The following is a 17577-nucleotide window of genomic DNA, read 5'->3' as shown; positions in this document are numbered from 1 at the left end:
CACATATAAACCCTTTCCTAATTTCCTCAAAACTATATACTGGTATTTTCATAAAATGTGGTTTTTCGTTGTGTAGGGAAATGAGTTTATGTGCTACCTTCTTATGGTGATCGTTTATATTTGAAGGTATTTTACTTAGCTTTTCAAAAAATCGGTTTTGTTGATTTGGGAATATTATCGGTAGATTTCGTGGGGCGTTATATAAGTGGAATTCGGGATTTATGAAGATTAAATAAGATTCGATGGGGATGTTGTATCCTTGGTCACGAAGCAGACGTCGAAAAAGAACTTCACTTCTTTCAAGCTGGGACAATGGATTTTGGATTTTATCTCCATTCATGTAATACCATTGTTCATCTTCAATATAATAATCTCCTTCGTAATTCTTAATCTCGAACAATAATATCGGTTTTTGGGCTATAACAAGTGAATCAATTTGGAAGTCGGAATGATTACTTTCAAGTTGCATATCATTAAGAACTAGCCATTGTTTCAATAATCAATCTATTCTACCATCAAATATTACCTCTCCTTTATAGCCTTTTTCAAGTCTAGCTAAGTGTGCCGCATCATCAATTGATAACCCCTTCCTGATGTCTAAAATCCTATACACTAAAAGCTCTTTACTTTCAACTCGCAGTTTAATATTCATTTCCATCTCCTTATCAAGTAATTATCTTAATTGTATGAAATGTTCTAACTTTTTACAAGGTAACTTGGAATATAAGGATTTATTAAATAAGTTATATAACAGAAAAAGGACTCTCTAATGATGAGAATCCTTTTTCATATTATATAACTAATAAATCTGCAGCCTGTGTCTCGCTTATGTCTTTAATGATGCTCAGTTCACTTATTAATATTTTCGAAGCATCATTTAGCATTTGTTTTTCACTCGAATTAAGTGGTTTTTCTTTTTGAAGATGCAAAAGATCTCGAATTACTTCCGCTCCGTCAAGTGTATCGCCTGTCTTTAATTTCTCTATATTTTGTTTGTATCTTTCCTTCCAAGGAAGACTACAAGTCGGCTCTTCATTATGAAAATCAAATATTATACTCTTCATCGTCTTGCTATCAGTTACTAGTCGTACTCCAGCTTTTTCTACGGAATTGATAGGAATCATAACATTCATATTACTAATAGGAATAGATATTATATAATACTGTCGGTATTCACCTAGTATTTCTTTTTCTTCAATTGCTTCGATGATACCTGCTCCATGCATTGGATACAATACTTTATCACCAATTTGAAAAAACAATTTATCACTCCTAAATTTTCTATATATTAAGTATATCACTAATAAATTTTTAGTCAAATATTTTATAATAACACCTATTGGACATATACGTCAATACCTTTTACTATCGAAACTACTCCTTTTTTACAGAAAAAGAACCTTGGCGTTGTACCAAGGTTCTCAGTATGAAGTAGTCACCCTTTAATTCCAGTCAAGGCTACCCCTTCGATAATTTGTTTTTGTGCGATGATATAAATGAGCAAAACAGGGATAATGGAGATTGTTGAGCCTGCCATCATGAGCGCCCAGTCGGTCACATATAGACCTTTAAAATAATTTAATAATAAAGGAACTGTGTACAGTTCTGGTGTTGTTAAATAGATCAATGGTTCCAAGAAATTATTCCAGGATCCCATAAATATGAAGATACCTACCGCAGCAAGCGCTGGCCTAATTAAAGGAAGGATAACACTCCAATAAATTCTGAGTGGATTTGCACCATCCATGACTGCCGCTTCTTCCAATTCATTCGGTATTCCCATTATGAATTGTCTCAATAAAAATACAGCAAATGCATTAAACAAAGCACCTGGAACAATTAATGGCAAATGTGTATCCAACCAACCGATATAATCCATGATCATAAAAGTTGGAATCATCGTAACTTGCTTAGGAATCATCATTGTTGCTAAAAATAAGACGAACAACAAATTCGAGCCCGGAAAGCGAATTTTAGCAAATGCGTAAGCTGCCATGGAACCAGTAAATAACTGCAATAACACTACTAAAATAGTAATATAAAAACTATTCCAATAGGCTAGTCCGAATGGCATTGCTTGGAGCGATGCAGGATAATTCGACCAAACAAATGGTTTCGGAATAAATTCCGGAGGAACAATAAAGATTTGAGATATATCTTTTAATGAACTGCTGACCGTCCATAAGAATGGGAAAACCATTATTAAAGAACCAGCAATAATAGCTAAATGCAGCAAAAGCGTTGAAAACTTAAATGTAAACTTCTTTTTACGTACGACTACTGGACCTTTATTTACTTCAACTGTGCTACCCCTCATAATGAACCCACCTTTTTGAAACCCTAAATTGAATGAGAGTAAAGATTAAGATGATGACAAATAAAATCATTGCCACAGCGGAGCTTTCCCCCCATTGAAATTGTCTAAATCCGGTTTCATATACATGGAATACAAGAGTATAGCTCGCTTTTGCCGGACCTCCACCTGTCATAACAAAGGCTTGGTCAAAAACTTGAAACGATCCAATAATAGACATGATTGAAACGAAAAAGGTAGTTGGTGAAATAAGCGGCAACGTAATATGTCTAAACTTTTGAAACTTGGAGGCTCCATCGATTTCCGCAGCTTCATAATAGCTATTTGAAACCCCTTGTAAGCCCGCAAGAAAAATGACCATATTGTAGCCTACTTGCCACCATATACTAAGTATCGCGATAGAAATCATAACGAGACTCGTGTCTGTCAGCCATTGAGGTCCTTGAATTCCAATATATCCAAGAAATTGATTTAAAATTCCGAAGTCACCGTTTAAAATCCACATCCATATAACACCGATCGAAACGGAGCTTGTAACGACAGGCATAAAAAAGAAAATACGATACAATTCTTTACCTTTAATTTTATTTAACGCAATAGCTAGCAAAAGTGATAGAGAAACACCAATTGGAATATAAAGAATTGTATATAGTGTAGTATTCCATAAAGCTTTCCAAAAAATCGGGTCTTTAAATTGACCAATAAAATTACCTAGACCCACAAAAGTTTTTTCTCCAAAACCATCCCAGTGCATAAAACTCAAAACAAGTGCAAAGCCAAGGGGAATTAGTGAAAATGCAAGAAGACCGATTAATTGCGGTGTTAAAAAGAGATAACCCCAAAAAGTATTATTCTTTCTCATGAACTCACCCTTTCAAAGTATTGAAAGAAAGGGGGATTACTCCCTTTCTTTCAATTTTCATCTCGATGTAAATTACTTATGCTCAGCGATCTTCGCTTTCACTTTACTATCCAACTCAGAAATTGTTTTATCTGCGTCTTGTTTGCCTAGATACATTAATTCCATAACATCACGCACTACTTGCTCTAATCCTGGATATTGAACTTGCTGAGCTTCAACGATACCAATTTCACGGGCATCAACTAAATACTCTGCATGTTCTGGAACTGCGTCATCAGTGATTAATTCATCAACGCCGCTAACAGAAGGAACAGCGTTACCATTTCCTTGAAGACGAGCTTTTTGACCTTCTGCAGACGTGTAATAAGACATAAACTTCATTGCTTCTTCAACATTTTTAGAATCTTTAGCAACTGACATATAAGCGATTGCAATTGCAGCTGGTTCCATTTTGTTTCCAGTATTTGTCGGCCATGGAATATAGTCAAATTCTAATGCTTTATTTTCGCTGAACATTGGAGTTAACCAACGACCTGCTGCAACAAATCCAACTTGGTTTGACATGAACATTGCGTCGGCACCTTGTCCTTTTGGTAGGGAACCAGCATAAGTAAAGTTACCGTTTTTAATATTTGTTTCAAGGTATTTAACGGCTTCTTGTGCTTGTGGATTATCGGCAAGAACGAAGTTTCCTTCTTCATCGTATAATTGGCCGCCATTAGACCAAACCCATGAGAATAAATGTGCGGTCCAACCATCCGCTACAAAGCCTTTATTGCCTGCTGCATTAATTTTCGCAGTCATATCTTGGAATGCTTGCCAATTCCACTCACCAGCTTCATATAGATCTTGTGGAGTTTTATCGATACCAGCATCAGCAAGAACTTTCTTATTGTAGTGCATGACAAGAGGATTATTATCTACGGAAACTCCGTATATTTTTCCATCTTTTCGTGCAGCACCCCAGAGACCATCGGCAAATTCTGAAGCACTAACATAACTAGCAGATGTTTCAAGGAATTCAGTAAGTTCAACAATTTTTCCAGTTTCTACAAGCTTAGGCATTGTTTCTGCACCAACGTAGAAAATGTCATGTGATTTACCACCGGATAACTCTGTTAATAACTTTTCCTCGTAGTTATCACCTGGGACAGGGACTAATTTGATCTTGACGTTTGGATGATCCTTCATATAAGCATCAACGCCTTTTTGGTACACTTTGATTTCGGCAGGGTTACCCCATGCAGCCATTGACAATTCAACTTTTTTATCAGATCCGCCACCGGATTTGCTTCCTCCACAGCCACTTACAACTAGCAATAAGATAAGAAACATAGGAATTGCTTTCCATATAGTCCATTTCTTTTTCATTCAGAAATCCCCCTAGTTATTTTTATTTAGCACGATTCTCTTACAACTAGCTTTAATGGAAGTTCATAAATTTTTTTAGAAGTGAATTGTTCATTTGTTAGTAAATTGATCATTACTTCCATTGTTTTTGCTCCAATTTCTTCAATTGGTTGATGAATGGTTGTGAGCGTAGGTTCTATTACCTCCGAAATTGGTTGGTCATCGAATCCAACCACAGCAATATCATCCGGAACTTTAAATCCTAAATTCTTCGCTTCGGATATAATTCCAGCAGCCACTTCATCACTTCCGGTAAAAAGAGCATTGGGTTTGTCTTCCATTCTAGTTATTTCATTCATAATTCTTTTTCCGTCTTCAATACCGAGGGCATTTTCAAATAGCCAGTTGCGATTAATTGGAAAACCATATTCTGTCATTGCTTTTTCAAAGCCAAAAAAACGATCGTGGGCTAGTCCATTGAGGATTCCCCCCCAACAATAACCGATTTTTCTATACCCTTGTTTAAGCAAATAAGAGGTTCCCATATATCCCCCTTCCACTTGGTTTAAGCGAATGGAAGGGACATTCGCTGCCGGACTATACTCATTGCAGAGCACGATCGGCCCACTCATGGTGATGGCTTCAATTACTTCCCAGCTATTTTCGATGGATGCCATAATAATGCCGTCTACTTGCTTTGACTTTAAATACCTTAAAAAAACTAACTCTCTTTGTTTGTCATACTTCGTATTACAGATTAAAATTTGTAGACCGTTTTCAGCAGCTTTTTCTTCTAAACTCTCAACTAAATAAGCAAAAAATGGATTTGTCAGTTTTGGAACCAAGACGGCTATAATATTTGTTTTCTGTTTCCGTAAATTCTGTGCGGCAGAATTTGGTATGTACCCCAAATCCCGCATTGCTTTCAAAACTGATTCTTTTTTGGCTTCAGACACGTAGGGATGATTATTAATTACTCTAGATACAGTCGCTCTCGATAGACCAGCCAATCGAGCTACGTCGGAAATTGTCGGCATATTCCTCCTCCCTGCGAAATAAATCTGAAATATCAAACATGAAATCGATTTCAGATAACGGTTACAATTTTCATAATAATCTAGTCGTTTGAAATAATCAATAGTTAAATAGAATTTAGCAATTAAAAAAAATTCTATTTTTTCTTTTTTCAATACATTGCCTTTATAAATTAATCATGTTATTTTTGAATAACATAGACTATAAGACAAGGGTGTGAAAAATGAATATTTTTAGTATTGATGGCGGTTTCTATCGATTTTTGGAAAAGTTTACGAACTTTTTTTTCTTAAATTTACTTTGGTTTATTATGTGCATACCGATCATTACGATATTCCCCGCCACAGCCGCAATGTTTGGTGTCGTAAGGCAATGGGTTCAGAAGAAAGATTCAGGAGTGTTCAAACCTTTCTTTTCCCTTTTCAAAGAAAATTTCTTGCAGAGCTTTCTATTGGGGCTTGTATGGTTTGCATTCGCCCTCATGTTTTATTTTAACTTTATGATCACTTGGCAAATGTCTGGAACAGTAAAGGTGGTTATGGTTTCTGCGTTATCGTTCATTTGTTTGTTTTTCTTGATGACAACCGTCTTCCTATTCCCGGTAATGGTTCATTACAAAACTCGTTTTACAATCCTTATAAAAAATTCTTTCTTATTTTCGATCAGCCAGCTCTGGGTTACAGTAGTTTGTGGGATTATTTTTCTATTAACAGCTTTAATTAGTTACTTTATCCCTATCACGACAATTATCATTTGGAGCATCGGTTTCTATTTAATCTATACATTATGCCATCGTTCGTTTAATAAGATTGAAGCATTGGTCCAATTGAATCAAGAAACCCAGGAAGTTCAAGAAGTTAGTTAATGAAGAAAAGCGTAAGCGCTTTGCTCATCGACGTACATGCCCACAGGATGTGGGTCCGTCGATGTCGCCACAGGACGTGGCGGTTTTAGTTGACGTTCCTTCTTTGACCTTCGACTAAGATAAAGGAAACACGATGAGCCTGCAATGCGAATCTGGCTTTCTTATCGCAGGAGAAGGACAGGAAGTTTGCTAGTCGATAGGCGCTAGAGCTAGACAGTAAAAGGCTTGCCAGTATTAGGCAAGCCTTTTTCAATTTAGTTAAACTTTGGCAGCCAGTCACCGTGTGCTTCAATAAGGTCATCACAAAGTGCAACAATATCATCCAATGATAATTCAGCCGCTGTATGCGGATCTAGCATTGCAGCATGGTAAATATGCTCTTTTTTCTTTGTAATTGCTGCCTCAATTGTAAGGAGTTGAGTATTGATGTTTGTACGATTCAATGCTGCTAATTGTTCTGGCAATTCACCAACATAAGTTGGAGTAACACCACTGCTATCTACAAGACATGGTACTTCCACAACTGCTTTTTCTGGTAGATTAGTGATTAAGCCAGTGTTTAATACGTTTCCGCCAATTTTAAATGGAATGTTTGTTTCCATTGCATCAATGATATAAGAACCATATTCATGGGAACGAGTATGCTCTAAGTTTTTATTATTCACTAGATCGTTACGCATTTTTTTCCAGCCTTCGATTTGGTTCACACAGCGACGTGGATACTCGTCAAGTGGAATATTTAGCTGGTCGATTAGTTCTGGATAACGGCTCTTAATAAAATACGGATGGTACTCAGCATTATGCTCGGATGATTCTGTTACATAGTAACCAAACTTCCTCATTAATTCAAAGCGAACCATATCATCATGCTTTGTTTTTTGTTTTTCCTCAGCTCGTCTTTTAATTTCTGGATATAAGTCCTCGCCATTACGCTCAATTTCCAATAACCAAGCCATATGGTTGATTCCTGCAATTTTCCAATGCAAGTTATCTGTTGGCATATCAAGTGATTTAAGTAAGTGGTCAGCGCATATTTGAACACTGTGACAAAGTCCAACTGTTTTAATTCCGCCATAGCGAATCATCGTTCCTGTTAAAACAGCCATTGGATTTGTATAGTTTAAGAACCATGCATCTGGACAAACTTCTTGCATATCTTTTGCAAAATCCAACATTACTGGAATTGTTCTTAAGTTTCTAAAGAGCCCACCAATTCCTAAAGTATCTGCAATTGTTTGGCGCAAGCCATATTTTTTAGGAATTTCGAAGTCTGTAATCGTACAAGGGTCATATCCACCTACTTGAATGGCATTGATGACATACTTAGCGCCGCGTAAAGCTTCTTTGCGATCGGTGTAAGCCTTTACAGTTACAGTCGATTTTGCAGTCTCTTTCATGTTATTCAGCATATTTTCTGAGTCTTTTAATCTCTCATGATCAATATCATATAACGCAAATTCAAATCCTTGAATACTTGGAACGAGCATACAGTCGCCTAGTACATTCTTTGCAAAAACTGAGCTTCCAGCGCCTAGAAAAGTAATTTTCGACATTTTAAAAACCTCCATTTTCTTATGTTGTGTAACATATTGCTATATTGTTTTTCTATAGAAACATGTTACAATGCTTGATATATTAATCATAAAAGTAATATTACTCACTTACAATGGTAAAAACTTATGAAAGAAGGGTAAAATATTGCTCATTAATCATCATGACAAAAACTACGAATCTTTCGGTTTTCGCTTTAAAGGCGATCATCAAAAAAAGATTGTAGGCATTCACTCGATTGGATGGGACGAAGTAACTTCACCATCTTATGACTGGGATGGGTTAAAAAGAAGCGAAGTCGGAAAATGTGTTTTTCAATATACTCTTTCCGGGCAAGGTATGATTCAAGTTGGCGAAAAAACATACTCTTTATCTTCCGGTCAAGCTTTTTTAGTGCAAATTCCAAGTAATCATCGTTATTTCTTCCCTTCTACCAGTAAGCATTGGGAATTTATTCACATTACGTTATATGGGAATGAGGCAAAAAAAATATTTGACTTTATCAACGAAAATATTGGACATATCATCACGTTTTCGCCAGAATCAGAACCGATTAAATTATTGCTAAATATTTTCGAAGCGGCAGTCGCCAAAAAAATAACAGACGCTTTTCAGGCATCTGCATTTGGATATTCTTTTTTGATGGAATTAAATCGATTTGTTCAAAATATAGGATCACCAATTGAACAATGGCCAGAATCCATATCGAAAGCGGTATTATTCGCGCAAAAGCATTATCACAATCCAATAGGCTTAGATGATATGGTTGAAGCCTCTGGTCTTTCAAAATACCATTTTACAAGACTGTTCCATACAACGATCAGCATGACCCCTCTCAAATATTTAACGAAAATTAGAATGGACAAAGCAATCGAATTACTACGTCACTCCAATCTATCAATCGAAGAAATTTCCAGTCAGGTCGGCTATTCAAATGGAAATTACTTTAGTAAAGTCTTTCATAAAAGATTCGGCATGCCACCAGGGCAGTTTCGCCAAAGTAAGTATGCAGTGCCTGTTAATCATATTGTAATAGATTAAAATGGATAATCATTCAGTATTTACGGAAAGCTTTTCTGGAATGATTCTAAGATATCGGGACTCTGTTATATTGGACAGATTGTGAAGTTTTCATAATCTGTACATCATAATCGCTTTGATGGACAAACCTTGTGCGATTTTTATCAATCTGTCCATCACAACTGCTTTGATGGACAAATCCTGAGCGATTTTCATCAATCTGTCCATCATAACCGCTTTGATGGACAAACCCTGTACTGACTTCGTAAATCGGTCCGTTAAAGCACTTTGATGGATAACCTCGGCGCACAGTTCGAAATTCTGTCCAATATCACGCCTGCAGGGCATTTAAATATGAAAAGTTACTAGAAAAATACTTTTTTCCCCGTCCGTGCACTTTCAATTGCTTTATATACCATGGAAACGCTATGAATATTGTCTGTGCAATCTGTTTCAGCTTTTCGGCCCTCTATCAAAGAAAAAAACATTTCGTCCAAGCAGCCGAAGTGGCCATCTTGTCCATCATAAGAAAGGACTGCTTCCACTTTTTCATAATCATGTAAAAATTTGTGTTCGTCCGATTGGATTGTGGTTTCGGCATACGGTGAATGCGTTCCGTCCCACATTGCTGTTCCTTTACTTCCCACTACACGCCAAGAGGCTTCCCATGAGGTCGGTGCACCTTTCGCACTCCAAGATCCACGGTAATTGAAGACAGCCCCGTTATCCATTTCAAAAATACAAATAGCAGAAGCATTCCCTTTATACCAAGAACCTTCTGGATTAAATTCGTGGCAATAAACTGAAACAGGATTCGCTCCTGAAATAAATCTTGCTTGGTCAAACGTATGGATCGCCATATCGAGGATTAACGGGCTATCCATTTCATCACGAAATCCTCCAAAATGTGGACCAAGGAAAAAATCAGCGCTAATAAAACCTTGATTGCCAATCTCACCCGATTGTACTAAATCCCGGAATGCCCTTATTTGCTTATTAAAGCGGCGATTTTGCATAACAACATAACTTTTCCCCGACTCTTGTGCTGCATTTTGCATTTCAATCGCATCTTGCATAGACTCTCCCATTGGTTTTTCGCCAAAAACATCACAACCTAATGATAAGGCGGTTACTGTAATGTTTTTATGACTGGCAGGGATTGTAACATCAAAAACTAAATTGGCACCTGTTTCCTTAATAGCTAGGCTAATATCTGTATATGTACTACAATCCAATGAATACTTCTTTGCCGTATTTTTTGCGGCATCCTCAAATAAATCAACGAGCGCTACAATTTCTGCATCTTTACGTGTGAGTGCATATTCAATCCATTGATGGGACATGCCTCCGCAGCCCGCAACTACAATTTTAAAATCAGCCATTACATTAACCCCTTTCAAAATTAAGAAATCTCACCACAACAATTTATTTTTATTTATATTATTATAGTTTTCTACCACCTGCAATATTGTTATCAATGACTCAACTTTTTTCTTCTCATACCTAAGATAGGTTGATGTAAAAATTTCCTCATAAAAATATACGCAATAATAGTTTCCGTCATAACACCAACCGATTGTGCCAATGATCCAATTAATCCTCCACCGTTTGGCATCACGAAAAGCAGGAAGAATAACACTGCGATTGTCATGAGAACATTTCCTGCCTGGGAAAATTGCAATACTTTCGTTTGTCCTTTTAACATCAATACACCATTTATAAAATCAAGCCATGGAAAACATAGAGCAAAAATAATGAAAAACTTTAACGCTACTAAACTATGTTCAAGAAGTTCACCTGAAACACCCATTATATGTTGTAATCCCCAAACACCTAAAGGGGAGTATGCTATCCCGATCAGTAAGAGGCTGGGTATAAAACTAAAAATAAATGAAAAGCGGATGACCATTTTTGTATCTTGATCATAGAAGTTAATGACGATTTGATGGAAATAAGTTGAAAAACTTAGTAATAAATTTAGAACAGAAAATGCAACTGCATAAGAAGCTATCGCAATTTCCGCTTTGCCGCTCGATCCTAACACTGCATTCGTAGCAGGTGAAATAATAACCGCTATTAAAGAAGCCATTAATAAGGGCAGATAGAACTTTCTTACTTGACTATGATTAACAATATGGTGATCCTCTTTTTTGGCAGGCATTTTTTTGACAAGCTGCCGCCCTTCAATAAAACTAACAAGTGCCTCAATAACCATTCCGGCTAAAAATATATAAGCTCCAATATAACCGTGATTGACCCAATCATTCTGTATAATAATCCATGAAAGTCCCGCCATCACTAATAAACGGATTGTCATTCCAATCGTTAACCATTTCGTACGTAAATTAGAAATGATAACTCCTTGATAGAGGCAGCGAATACCTGAAAATATTGTCACAAACATTAGAACCTTATAGACTGATAAAGTTGGAGCGAGCATATGATCTTTTACACCCATAACACGTGAAAAAAATAGTTCACCAATCGGTGAATAGCCAATGACTAAACTCAGAATCATAATGGAAGATAATATGAAAATGGTTAACTGAGATACGAGTTTAAAAGAATTCCTATCTCGAACAAGGGTTGCGCACGTTTGCCGCAAAATAACCGCACATCGCTCAAAAATGGCAAATAGACTCATGGCGACAGAATAACTAGCAATGACAACTGCCGGATTAGACGCACGAGCAAGTGTACTATTGATAATGACATGTGAAATGGTAACAAGACTTGCGGAAATACCTAAAGGTATAAAAAAGTAAAGCAACGTCCGAAAAGCGACTTTTTTTCCTTCAGTTGATGTTTGTGTAGTCATATGTGATTCCTTCAATCTTATTATTTTTCAAGGACTGCAAAAAACATTTCAAATATTATTCTACCACTTTTTCTTTAAAATATTTACTCGGCATCCATTTCAGGGTTACAAACGCACCAGCAAAACTGAGACATCCGATTATGATAAATCCTGTTGCTAGACTAGCCAGCTCCCCAATCCACCCTGCAATAAAAGGACCGCCAAACATACCTAAAGAGTAGATTGCTTGGAAAAAGCCCATAGCAGATGCCCTGCGCTCTTCTGAAACTGACTGAATGGCCAATCCCATTAAAACTGGAAACATCAAGCCTTGCGCGAATCCATTAAAAGCTTGAGTAATAATCAATAAAAGTAAACTATTTGTAAAAGGCAATAATACTGTACATAGACCAGCAGCTAGAAAGCCGATTAAAATCGTTCGTTTTTCCCCAAATTTCCTGACAAAAAAGGTACCGCTCATATATCCTGCTATCGCATTCGGCAATGTCGATAAAAGCGTTAAAATACTTAAATCTCCATTCGATGCCCCTAAGCTGACCGCGTGAAGCGGAGTAAAACCAAACATAGTTGTAAAAGTAATACATTGAACGATGATCGCCATTAAGGAAACAAATAATAATAATTTTTCCCCACCCATTTTGACGAGTTCTTTAATCTCAACTGGCTTTCTATCTTCAGCAGGCATTTCTACAATTTTTAATGCTAATAGTAATCCAAGCAGACCTACAAAGGCGCCAGCATAAAAAGGAGCAGTCCAACTAATATATTCAGCTAAAAACCCACCTAAAGTCGTAGCCGCCATTTGTCCAATGCTTGTATAAAAACTGATGAGCCCCATTGCTTTTGGTGCTTCATCCGGTTCAAAATAACTAGCAAATAATACAGTGAAAGCGACCCAGCTTGCAGCAGCTACACCCGCAAGTGAGCGAAAACCAAAAATGGCCCACACATTTGTCGTCATAGCAAGCCCTATACTGCTCAACACAGCACAAGCAATTCCCGCAATAATAAACAATTTGCGTTTTCCGATTGCGTCTGACCAAATTCCCAGTGGGATGCGGACGAGTAGTTGGGTAAACCCATAGCTTCCAACAACAAGGCCAATCATAAAAATTGATCCTCCCAAATGTTCCACATATGGAGAAAGGATTGGCACATACGTATACATGGAAAACCAATACATCATCGTAACGAAATAAAATAATACTTTATTTTTTGATTTCATAATTGTGCTCCTATTCATTAGAAAAGCGCAAGGCTGCAGCTGGGCAACAATTTGGATATAAAGCAACTATTGCTTTCCTTAACAATGAAAAAAGAAGAAAGCGGCCGCAAATTTGGATCGCTTCCTTATTTCAGTTACTGTTACTCATCCAAAGTGAATTCTTGCAGCCCTACTGGCAATGGTTTCGGCTGTTCACATGTGCTTTCTAGCTCATAATGTGAACCGCTCCTTGATGCATCATGGATTCCGTGCATGACATCTAATACATGATATGCTAAATCCCCATTTGCCCGATGAGCTCTTCCACTTCGAAGTGCATAAGCCATATCTGCTACACCAACACCTCTACTATTGTCAATATAACCATGAGTCAAAGGAATTTCTTCCCATTCCCTGCTTCCATGTTTACGAAGAAATACCGGACCGCCGAATGTATTAGGATCTGGAACGAGAATTGTTCCCTTCGACCCATACACCTCAATATTTGGAAGCTTTGACCCTGCAACATCAAAACTCGTAATAAGGGTTGCAATTGCACCATTCTCAAAATCTAGTATTCCCGTAATATGCGTAGGTACTTCTACTTGTATTTTTTGTCCAGTTTTGGGCTGGCTCGTAATCGTCCTTTCCGGAAAGCTTATTCTTGTTGATCCTGTTACACGACGAATAGGTCCTAATAAATTGATAAAAGCTGTTATGTAATATGGTCCCATATCGAACATTGGACCACCGCCAAGTTGATAGTAAAATTCAGGGTCTGGATGCCAGCTTTCATGACCGGGACTCATCATGAACCCAGTAGCTCCGACTACTTCACCTATTTCTCCGTCGTCAATTAATTTCCGACATGTTTGGATCCCGCCGCCTAAGAAGGTATCAGGCGCTCCTCCAACTATAAGACCTTTCTCCTTGGCAATCTCCAGAATTCTTTTTCCATCCTCACGTGTAACTGCCAATGGTTTTTCAACATACACATGTTTTCCTGCTTCAAGCGCTGCAATGCACACTTCCGCATGTGCTTTCGGAATCGTTAAATTAATGATAATTTCGACTTCCGGATCAGCCAATATTTCCTCAACTGTGTATGCGTTCGGAACCTGGTACTCTTTTGCTCTTGCTTTTGCACGCTCAAAGTCCAAATCTGCCACAGCTATAATATCGAATACATCGAATTTTTCACCTGCTTGACAGTAAATGCTACTTATATTTCCACAACCAATAATTCCTACTTTTACACTTTTCATATTTTCCTCCTTAGTCTCTTTCTATTTGATAATAGTATAAACAAAACATATTAAACTTTCATTATTTTAGCGAGTAAAAAATATAATTTCCTATCTATACTATTTATTAAAATACTCCTATACTAGGTTTATGAGATACTTCACAAAGATGACAACTGAAATGAGGATACATGTATGTTCAAAAGAATTACTGGAAACGCTCGCGCCTGTTTGGTTGTTGAACCATTATTTATACTGCCTTACAGTATGTATTTGCCATATGTATCTGTGTACATGCTGGCCTTGGGTGTAGGAAAAACCCAAGTCGGAATGATTGCAAGCCTGGGCTTAATTGTACAAATTTTCACATCTTTTATTAGTGGATTTTTAACGGATCGTTTAGGGAGAAAGAAAGCACTATTAATATATGATCTTATTAGCAATTTCCCAAAATATATGGTTCTTCATATTTGCCGCTATTTTAAACGCGTTTCTTAAAATTCCTCAAACAGCCTGGACTTGTCTTTTAGTGGAAGATACGAAACCAAAAGATCGCTCAATTGTATTCACTATTTTGCAAGTTATTGGTGTAGTAGGTGGATTATTTGCCCCACTTGGCGGGTTATTAGTAAGTAAAATGACGTTAGTGCCTGCTGTTCGGATAATGTATGCGATTGCAGGTACATCTATGCTTATCATGATCATTTCCCGCCACTTTATGACTCATGAAACCGATATAGGTTTGTTAAAACAGAAAGAATCAAAAAACATCCCTTTAAAAGAAACATTTATAGAATATGGAAGTATTATGAAAAAAATTATTAAAAATAAGGGATTGCTCCTAATTTTTGCTGTTTATATTTTTTTCAATTTCCAAATGGTCATGCAAAACACATACTTATATGTATATTTAGTTGAAGCATTATCGGTATCCGAGTCGACTATTTCAATATTTCCAGCCATCTCATCCGTTTGTATGCTCTTCCTCCTCTTTTTTGTCATTCCTAAATTTAAAGAGGAGCGAAATTATTATTATATGATGACAGGATTTTCATTATCAATTATTGCCAACGCAATTTTAGTCATAACAAAAGGAAGCAGCTTGACGCCAATCATCATTAGTCTAATTCTATCTGCTGCAGGTGTCTTAATTGCTAATCCCTATTTGGAATCAGCAGTTGCTAATTCTATCGAAGATGCAAATCGAGCAAATATGTACTCCATTTTGCAAGTGTTTCTTTTATTATTCATCTCTCCGGCAGGTATCATAGCGGGATTGGCATACAAAATGGATCCGAGACTTCCATTCCTTATCATGGTATTCTCATTACTAATTAACATCGGAATCCTCTTATATTTAGTGAAACCTTTTTCACGAAAAAATAAACTTTTAAAAGCATAATTTGACACAAAAGAAAAGAAGCGGAGGCGATCGATCTTCCGCTTCTTTTCTTTTAATACCTTTAAATTATCCTTTTGTACCAGAAATAACAATACCTTGGATAAAGTATTTCTGTGCAAAGAAAAACAATGTTAGCGGTGGAATGACTGCAACAAAGGAAGCCGCCATCAATAAATTCCACGGGGTTGTTGCATAGGCTCCTCGAAAACTCGCTAGACCTAGTGACAGTGGATATTTCAATTGGCTGCTTAAATAAATTAGTGGACCCATTAAGTCATTCCAACGATACATAAATTCCATAATGCCCGCTGTTGCAATAGCTGGAATGGACAGTGGTAAAATTATACGGAAATAAATAGTGAAGTATCCACCTCCATCTATTTTGACCGCTTCATCCATTTCTTTAGAAATTCCCAAGTAAAACTGTCTCAATAGGAAAATTAAAAATGCACTTGCTCCAAAAGATGGAACGATTAACGGTAAATAAGAATCTACCCAACCAATCTTACTAAAGATTAAGTATTGTGGAATCATCGTTACTTGAGACGGTATCATCATTGTACTTAAAATAAGTGCAAATAAAACAGTGCTGCCCCGTGCACGTAATCTCGCAAATGCATACGCTACTAATGATGAAGAGAATGCCGCTCCAAACATACTTAAAAATGTATACCATGATGTATTCCATAAATACATTCCCATTGGATGTGTAGTAAATACTTCTTTAAAGTTTACCCATTCTAGCGATTTAGGTAATAATGTTTGTTGATGAACCTGTCCTAATGTTTTAAGCGAAGTGGAAATCATCCAAAAAATTGGAAATCCGAATAAGCATAATCCTAATAATAATAGTAAATAAACGAAGACTTTACCTGTTAAACTAATTTCCCCGTACTTAAATGTCTTGTTTCTACTAGCTAATTGCATCAAGAACGCCCCCTATTTATTTTGAATCATATTCGTAATGTACTAGTTTTTTAGAAGCCAATAACGAAAGCATGGTGAATGTGAATATGATGAGGAATAATATCCATGCCTGGGCGGATGCATATCCCATCCTGAATTGGCCAAAAGCAGTATCAAATAAATAGAGTACGTAAAAATAAGACATCCAATCGGGGCCACCCCTTGTAATGATATAGGCTTGTGTAAATACTTGGAAAGATCCAATAATCCCCATAATTGTATTAAATAAAATAACTGGTGATATGAGCGGAACCGTAATTTTGAAAAATTGTTTTACTTTATTGGCTCCATCTATTGCCGCTGCCTCGTACAATTCAGCAGGCAATGATTGCAAGCTCGCAAGAAATATAACCATCGTTCCACCAACGGCAGTCAGTTGCATAAGTACCATCGAAGGAATAACCATTTTAGTACTAGTAAACCAACCAGGACCATCAATGCCAAATAAATCATTAAGCAAACCGTTCACAATTCCAAAATCAGGGTTTAATAGCCAAGACCATAAGAAGGCTACAGAAACTCCGGATACAATCGACGGAGCGTAAAACATTGTTCTAAAAAATGCTTGACCTTTTACTTTTTGATTAAGTAATACCGCCATTGCAAGTCCAATTACTATACTGAAAGGCACTGCCAGCACAACATAATAGGCGGTGACAGTCAATGATTTATAAAATAGCTTATCATCAAAAAGTTTTGCAAAGTTTTCAAATCCAATTAATTTTGGAGCATCAATTACGTTATATGAAGTAAAACTTAATACGAGCGAGGCGATAATTGGACCACCTGTAAAAAATAAAAATCCGATAATCCAAGGAGAAATAAATATCCAAAAAGCCCTCTCTTCTTTCTTTGCCTCCGCAGAAAGTTTACGTTTTCTCGGAATGATAACATTTTGATTAGTAGAAAAACCTGCTTTTTGTTCCATTATATATTCCCTCCGTTT

General features: G+C 36.8%; 18 protein-coding genes. 4 read left to right on the top strand and 14 right to left on the bottom strand.

Features of this window, described 5'->3' with window-relative positions:
* From NQ185_RS12680 to NQ185_RS12650, 7 genes are all read right to left on the bottom strand, one after another.
* The coding region (locus NQ185_RS12680; RefSeq protein WP_257582230.1) for a nuclease-related domain-containing protein at positions 1-496 on the bottom strand (496 nt) is incomplete at its 3' end.
* A 3-nt stretch (positions 497-499) separates the two neighbouring features.
* Positions 500-652: a hypothetical protein gene (locus tag NQ185_RS12675; RefSeq protein ID WP_257582229.1), complete on the bottom strand. Its 153-nt coding sequence runs from the start codon at positions 650-652 to the stop codon at positions 500-502.
* A gap of 139 nt (positions 653-791) precedes the next feature.
* Positions 792-1262, bottom strand: coding sequence for a CarD family transcriptional regulator (locus tag NQ185_RS12670; RefSeq protein WP_257582228.1), 471 nt, complete (start codon positions 1260-1262; stop codon positions 792-794).
* A gap of 173 nt (positions 1263-1435) precedes the next feature.
* Complete coding sequence (locus tag NQ185_RS12665; protein ID WP_257582227.1) at positions 1436-2317, bottom strand: carbohydrate ABC transporter permease; 882 nt, start codon at positions 2315-2317, stop codon at positions 1436-1438.
* A complete protein-coding gene (locus tag NQ185_RS12660) occupies positions 2307-3176 on the bottom strand; it encodes a carbohydrate ABC transporter permease (RefSeq protein ID WP_257582226.1) in 870 nt (289 codons plus the stop codon). The genes NQ185_RS12665 and NQ185_RS12660 overlap by 11 nt, the downstream gene beginning before the upstream one ends.
* A gap of 72 nt (positions 3177-3248) precedes the next feature.
* Entirely contained in the window at positions 3249-4547 is a 1299-nt protein-coding gene (locus tag NQ185_RS12655) for an ABC transporter substrate-binding protein (protein ID WP_257582225.1), read from the bottom strand.
* Positions 4548-4573: 26 nt separating this feature from the next.
* Positions 4574-5563: a LacI family DNA-binding transcriptional regulator gene (locus tag NQ185_RS12650; RefSeq protein WP_257582223.1), complete on the bottom strand. Its 990-nt coding sequence runs from the start codon at positions 5561-5563 to the stop codon at positions 4574-4576.
* 221 nt (positions 5564-5784) lie between these two features.
* On the opposite strand from NQ185_RS12650, the gene NQ185_RS12645 reads away from it, so the two are divergent.
* On the top strand, positions 5785-6426 hold the full coding sequence (locus NQ185_RS12645; protein WP_257582218.1) for a YesL family protein: 642 nt from the start codon (positions 5785-5787) through the stop codon (positions 6424-6426).
* A 254-nt stretch (positions 6427-6680) separates the two neighbouring features.
* On the opposite strand, the gene NQ185_RS12640 is transcribed toward NQ185_RS12645, so the two are convergent.
* A complete protein-coding gene (locus NQ185_RS12640; RefSeq protein WP_257582217.1) occupies positions 6681-7979 on the bottom strand; it encodes an alpha-glucosidase/alpha-galactosidase in 1299 nt (432 codons plus the stop codon).
* Positions 7980-8124: 145 nt separating this feature from the next.
* Here NQ185_RS12640 and NQ185_RS12635 point away from each other — a divergent pair, with 145 nt between their 5' ends.
* A complete protein-coding gene (locus tag NQ185_RS12635; RefSeq protein ID WP_257582216.1) occupies positions 8125-9018 on the top strand; it encodes an AraC family transcriptional regulator in 894 nt (297 codons plus the stop codon).
* Between the two features lie 344 nt (positions 9019-9362).
* On the opposite strand, the gene NQ185_RS12630 is transcribed toward NQ185_RS12635, so the two are convergent.
* The 4 genes from NQ185_RS12630 to NQ185_RS12615 form a co-directional block, all read right to left on the bottom strand.
* Positions 9363-10379: a Gfo/Idh/MocA family protein gene (locus NQ185_RS12630; protein WP_257582215.1), complete on the bottom strand. Its 1017-nt coding sequence runs from the start codon at positions 10377-10379 to the stop codon at positions 9363-9365.
* A gap of 92 nt (positions 10380-10471) precedes the next feature.
* Positions 10472-11815: an MATE family efflux transporter gene (locus tag NQ185_RS12625; protein ID WP_257582214.1), complete on the bottom strand. Its 1344-nt coding sequence runs from the start codon at positions 11813-11815 to the stop codon at positions 10472-10474.
* A gap of 55 nt (positions 11816-11870) precedes the next feature.
* Positions 11871-13040: an MFS transporter gene (locus NQ185_RS12620; RefSeq protein ID WP_257582212.1), complete on the bottom strand. Its 1170-nt coding sequence runs from the start codon at positions 13038-13040 to the stop codon at positions 11871-11873.
* Positions 13041-13180: 140 nt separating this feature from the next.
* Complete coding sequence (locus NQ185_RS12615; protein WP_257582211.1) at positions 13181-14284, bottom strand: Gfo/Idh/MocA family protein; 1104 nt, start codon at positions 14282-14284, stop codon at positions 13181-13183.
* A gap of 174 nt (positions 14285-14458) precedes the next feature.
* Here NQ185_RS12615 and NQ185_RS12610 point away from each other — a divergent pair, with 174 nt between their 5' ends.
* Together NQ185_RS12610 and NQ185_RS12605 are read left to right on the top strand one after the other, a co-directional pair.
* Positions 14459-14761, top strand: coding sequence for an MFS transporter (locus NQ185_RS12610; protein ID WP_257582210.1), 303 nt, complete (start codon positions 14459-14461; stop codon positions 14759-14761).
* The gene (locus NQ185_RS12605; protein ID WP_257582209.1) at positions 14691-15665 is read left to right on the top strand and encodes an MFS transporter; all 975 of its coding nucleotides are present in this window, start codon (positions 14691-14693) and stop codon (positions 15663-15665) included. Before NQ185_RS12610 ends, NQ185_RS12605 begins: the two co-directional genes overlap by 71 nt.
* A gap of 66 nt (positions 15666-15731) precedes the next feature.
* Here NQ185_RS12605 and NQ185_RS12600 read toward each other — a convergent pair whose 3' ends face one another.
* Together NQ185_RS12600 and NQ185_RS12595 are read right to left on the bottom strand one after the other, a co-directional pair.
* Positions 15732-16592 carry a carbohydrate ABC transporter permease gene (locus NQ185_RS12600; protein ID WP_257582207.1) on the bottom strand — a complete coding sequence of 287 codons (861 nt, stop codon included), beginning with the start codon at positions 16590-16592 and terminating at the stop codon, positions 15732-15734.
* Positions 16593-16608: 16 nt separating this feature from the next.
* Positions 16609-17559 (bottom strand): carbohydrate ABC transporter permease, encoded by a 951-nt coding sequence (locus NQ185_RS12595; protein WP_257582206.1) that lies wholly within the window; start codon positions 17557-17559, stop codon positions 16609-16611.
* Between the last annotated feature and the right edge of the window lie 18 nt (positions 17560-17577).

The sequence above is a fragment of the Lederbergia panacisoli genome, assembly GCF_024626525.1.
GTDB lineage: Bacteria > Bacillota > Bacilli > Bacillales > Bacillaceae_C > Lederbergia > Lederbergia panacisoli.
Note: the sequence above shows the minus strand (reverse complement) of the source record. Positions and strands in the feature narration are given on the sequence as shown.

Excerpts from the sequence above, each read along its gene's own strand:
- NQ185_RS12605 (WP_257582209.1), top strand. The coding sequence starts at position 14,691 with ATGATCTTATTAGCAATTTCCCAAAATATATGGTTCTTCATATTTGCC.
- NQ185_RS12650 (WP_257582223.1), bottom strand. The coding sequence starts at position 5,563 with ATGCCGACAATTTCCGACGTAGCTCGATTGGCTGGTCTATCGAGAGCG.
- NQ185_RS12630 (WP_257582215.1), bottom strand. The coding sequence starts at position 10,379 with ATGGCTGATTTTAAAATTGTAGTTGCGGGCTGCGGAGGCATGTCCCAT.
- NQ185_RS12610 (WP_257582210.1), top strand. The coding sequence starts at position 14,459 with ATGTTCAAAAGAATTACTGGAAACGCTCGCGCCTGTTTGGTTGTTGAA.
- NQ185_RS12620 (WP_257582212.1), bottom strand. The coding sequence starts at position 13,040 with ATGAAATCAAAAAATAAAGTATTATTTTATTTCGTTACGATGATGTAT.
- NQ185_RS12625 (WP_257582214.1), bottom strand. The coding sequence starts at position 11,815 with ATGACTACACAAACATCAACTGAAGGAAAAAAAGTCGCTTTTCGGACG.
- NQ185_RS12660 (WP_257582226.1), bottom strand. The coding sequence starts at position 3,176 with ATGAGAAAGAATAATACTTTTTGGGGTTATCTCTTTTTAACACCGCAA.
- NQ185_RS12665 (WP_257582227.1), bottom strand. The coding sequence starts at position 2,317 with ATGAGGGGTAGCACAGTTGAAGTAAATAAAGGTCCAGTAGTCGTACGT.
- NQ185_RS12595 (WP_257582206.1), bottom strand. The coding sequence starts at position 17,559 with ATGGAACAAAAAGCAGGTTTTTCTACTAATCAAAATGTTATCATTCCG.
- NQ185_RS12640 (WP_257582217.1), bottom strand. The coding sequence starts at position 7,979 with ATGTCGAAAATTACTTTTCTAGGCGCTGGAAGCTCAGTTTTTGCAAAG.
- NQ185_RS12655 (WP_257582225.1), bottom strand. The coding sequence starts at position 4,547 with ATGAAAAAGAAATGGACTATATGGAAAGCAATTCCTATGTTTCTTATC.
- NQ185_RS12600 (WP_257582207.1), bottom strand. The coding sequence starts at position 16,592 with ATGCAATTAGCTAGTAGAAACAAGACATTTAAGTACGGGGAAATTAGT.
- NQ185_RS12645 (WP_257582218.1), top strand. The coding sequence starts at position 5,785 with ATGAATATTTTTAGTATTGATGGCGGTTTCTATCGATTTTTGGAAAAG.
- NQ185_RS12615 (WP_257582211.1), bottom strand. The coding sequence starts at position 14,284 with ATGAAAAGTGTAAAAGTAGGAATTATTGGTTGTGGAAATATAAGTAGC.
- NQ185_RS12675 (WP_257582229.1), bottom strand. The coding sequence starts at position 652 with ATGAATATTAAACTGCGAGTTGAAAGTAAAGAGCTTTTAGTGTATAGG.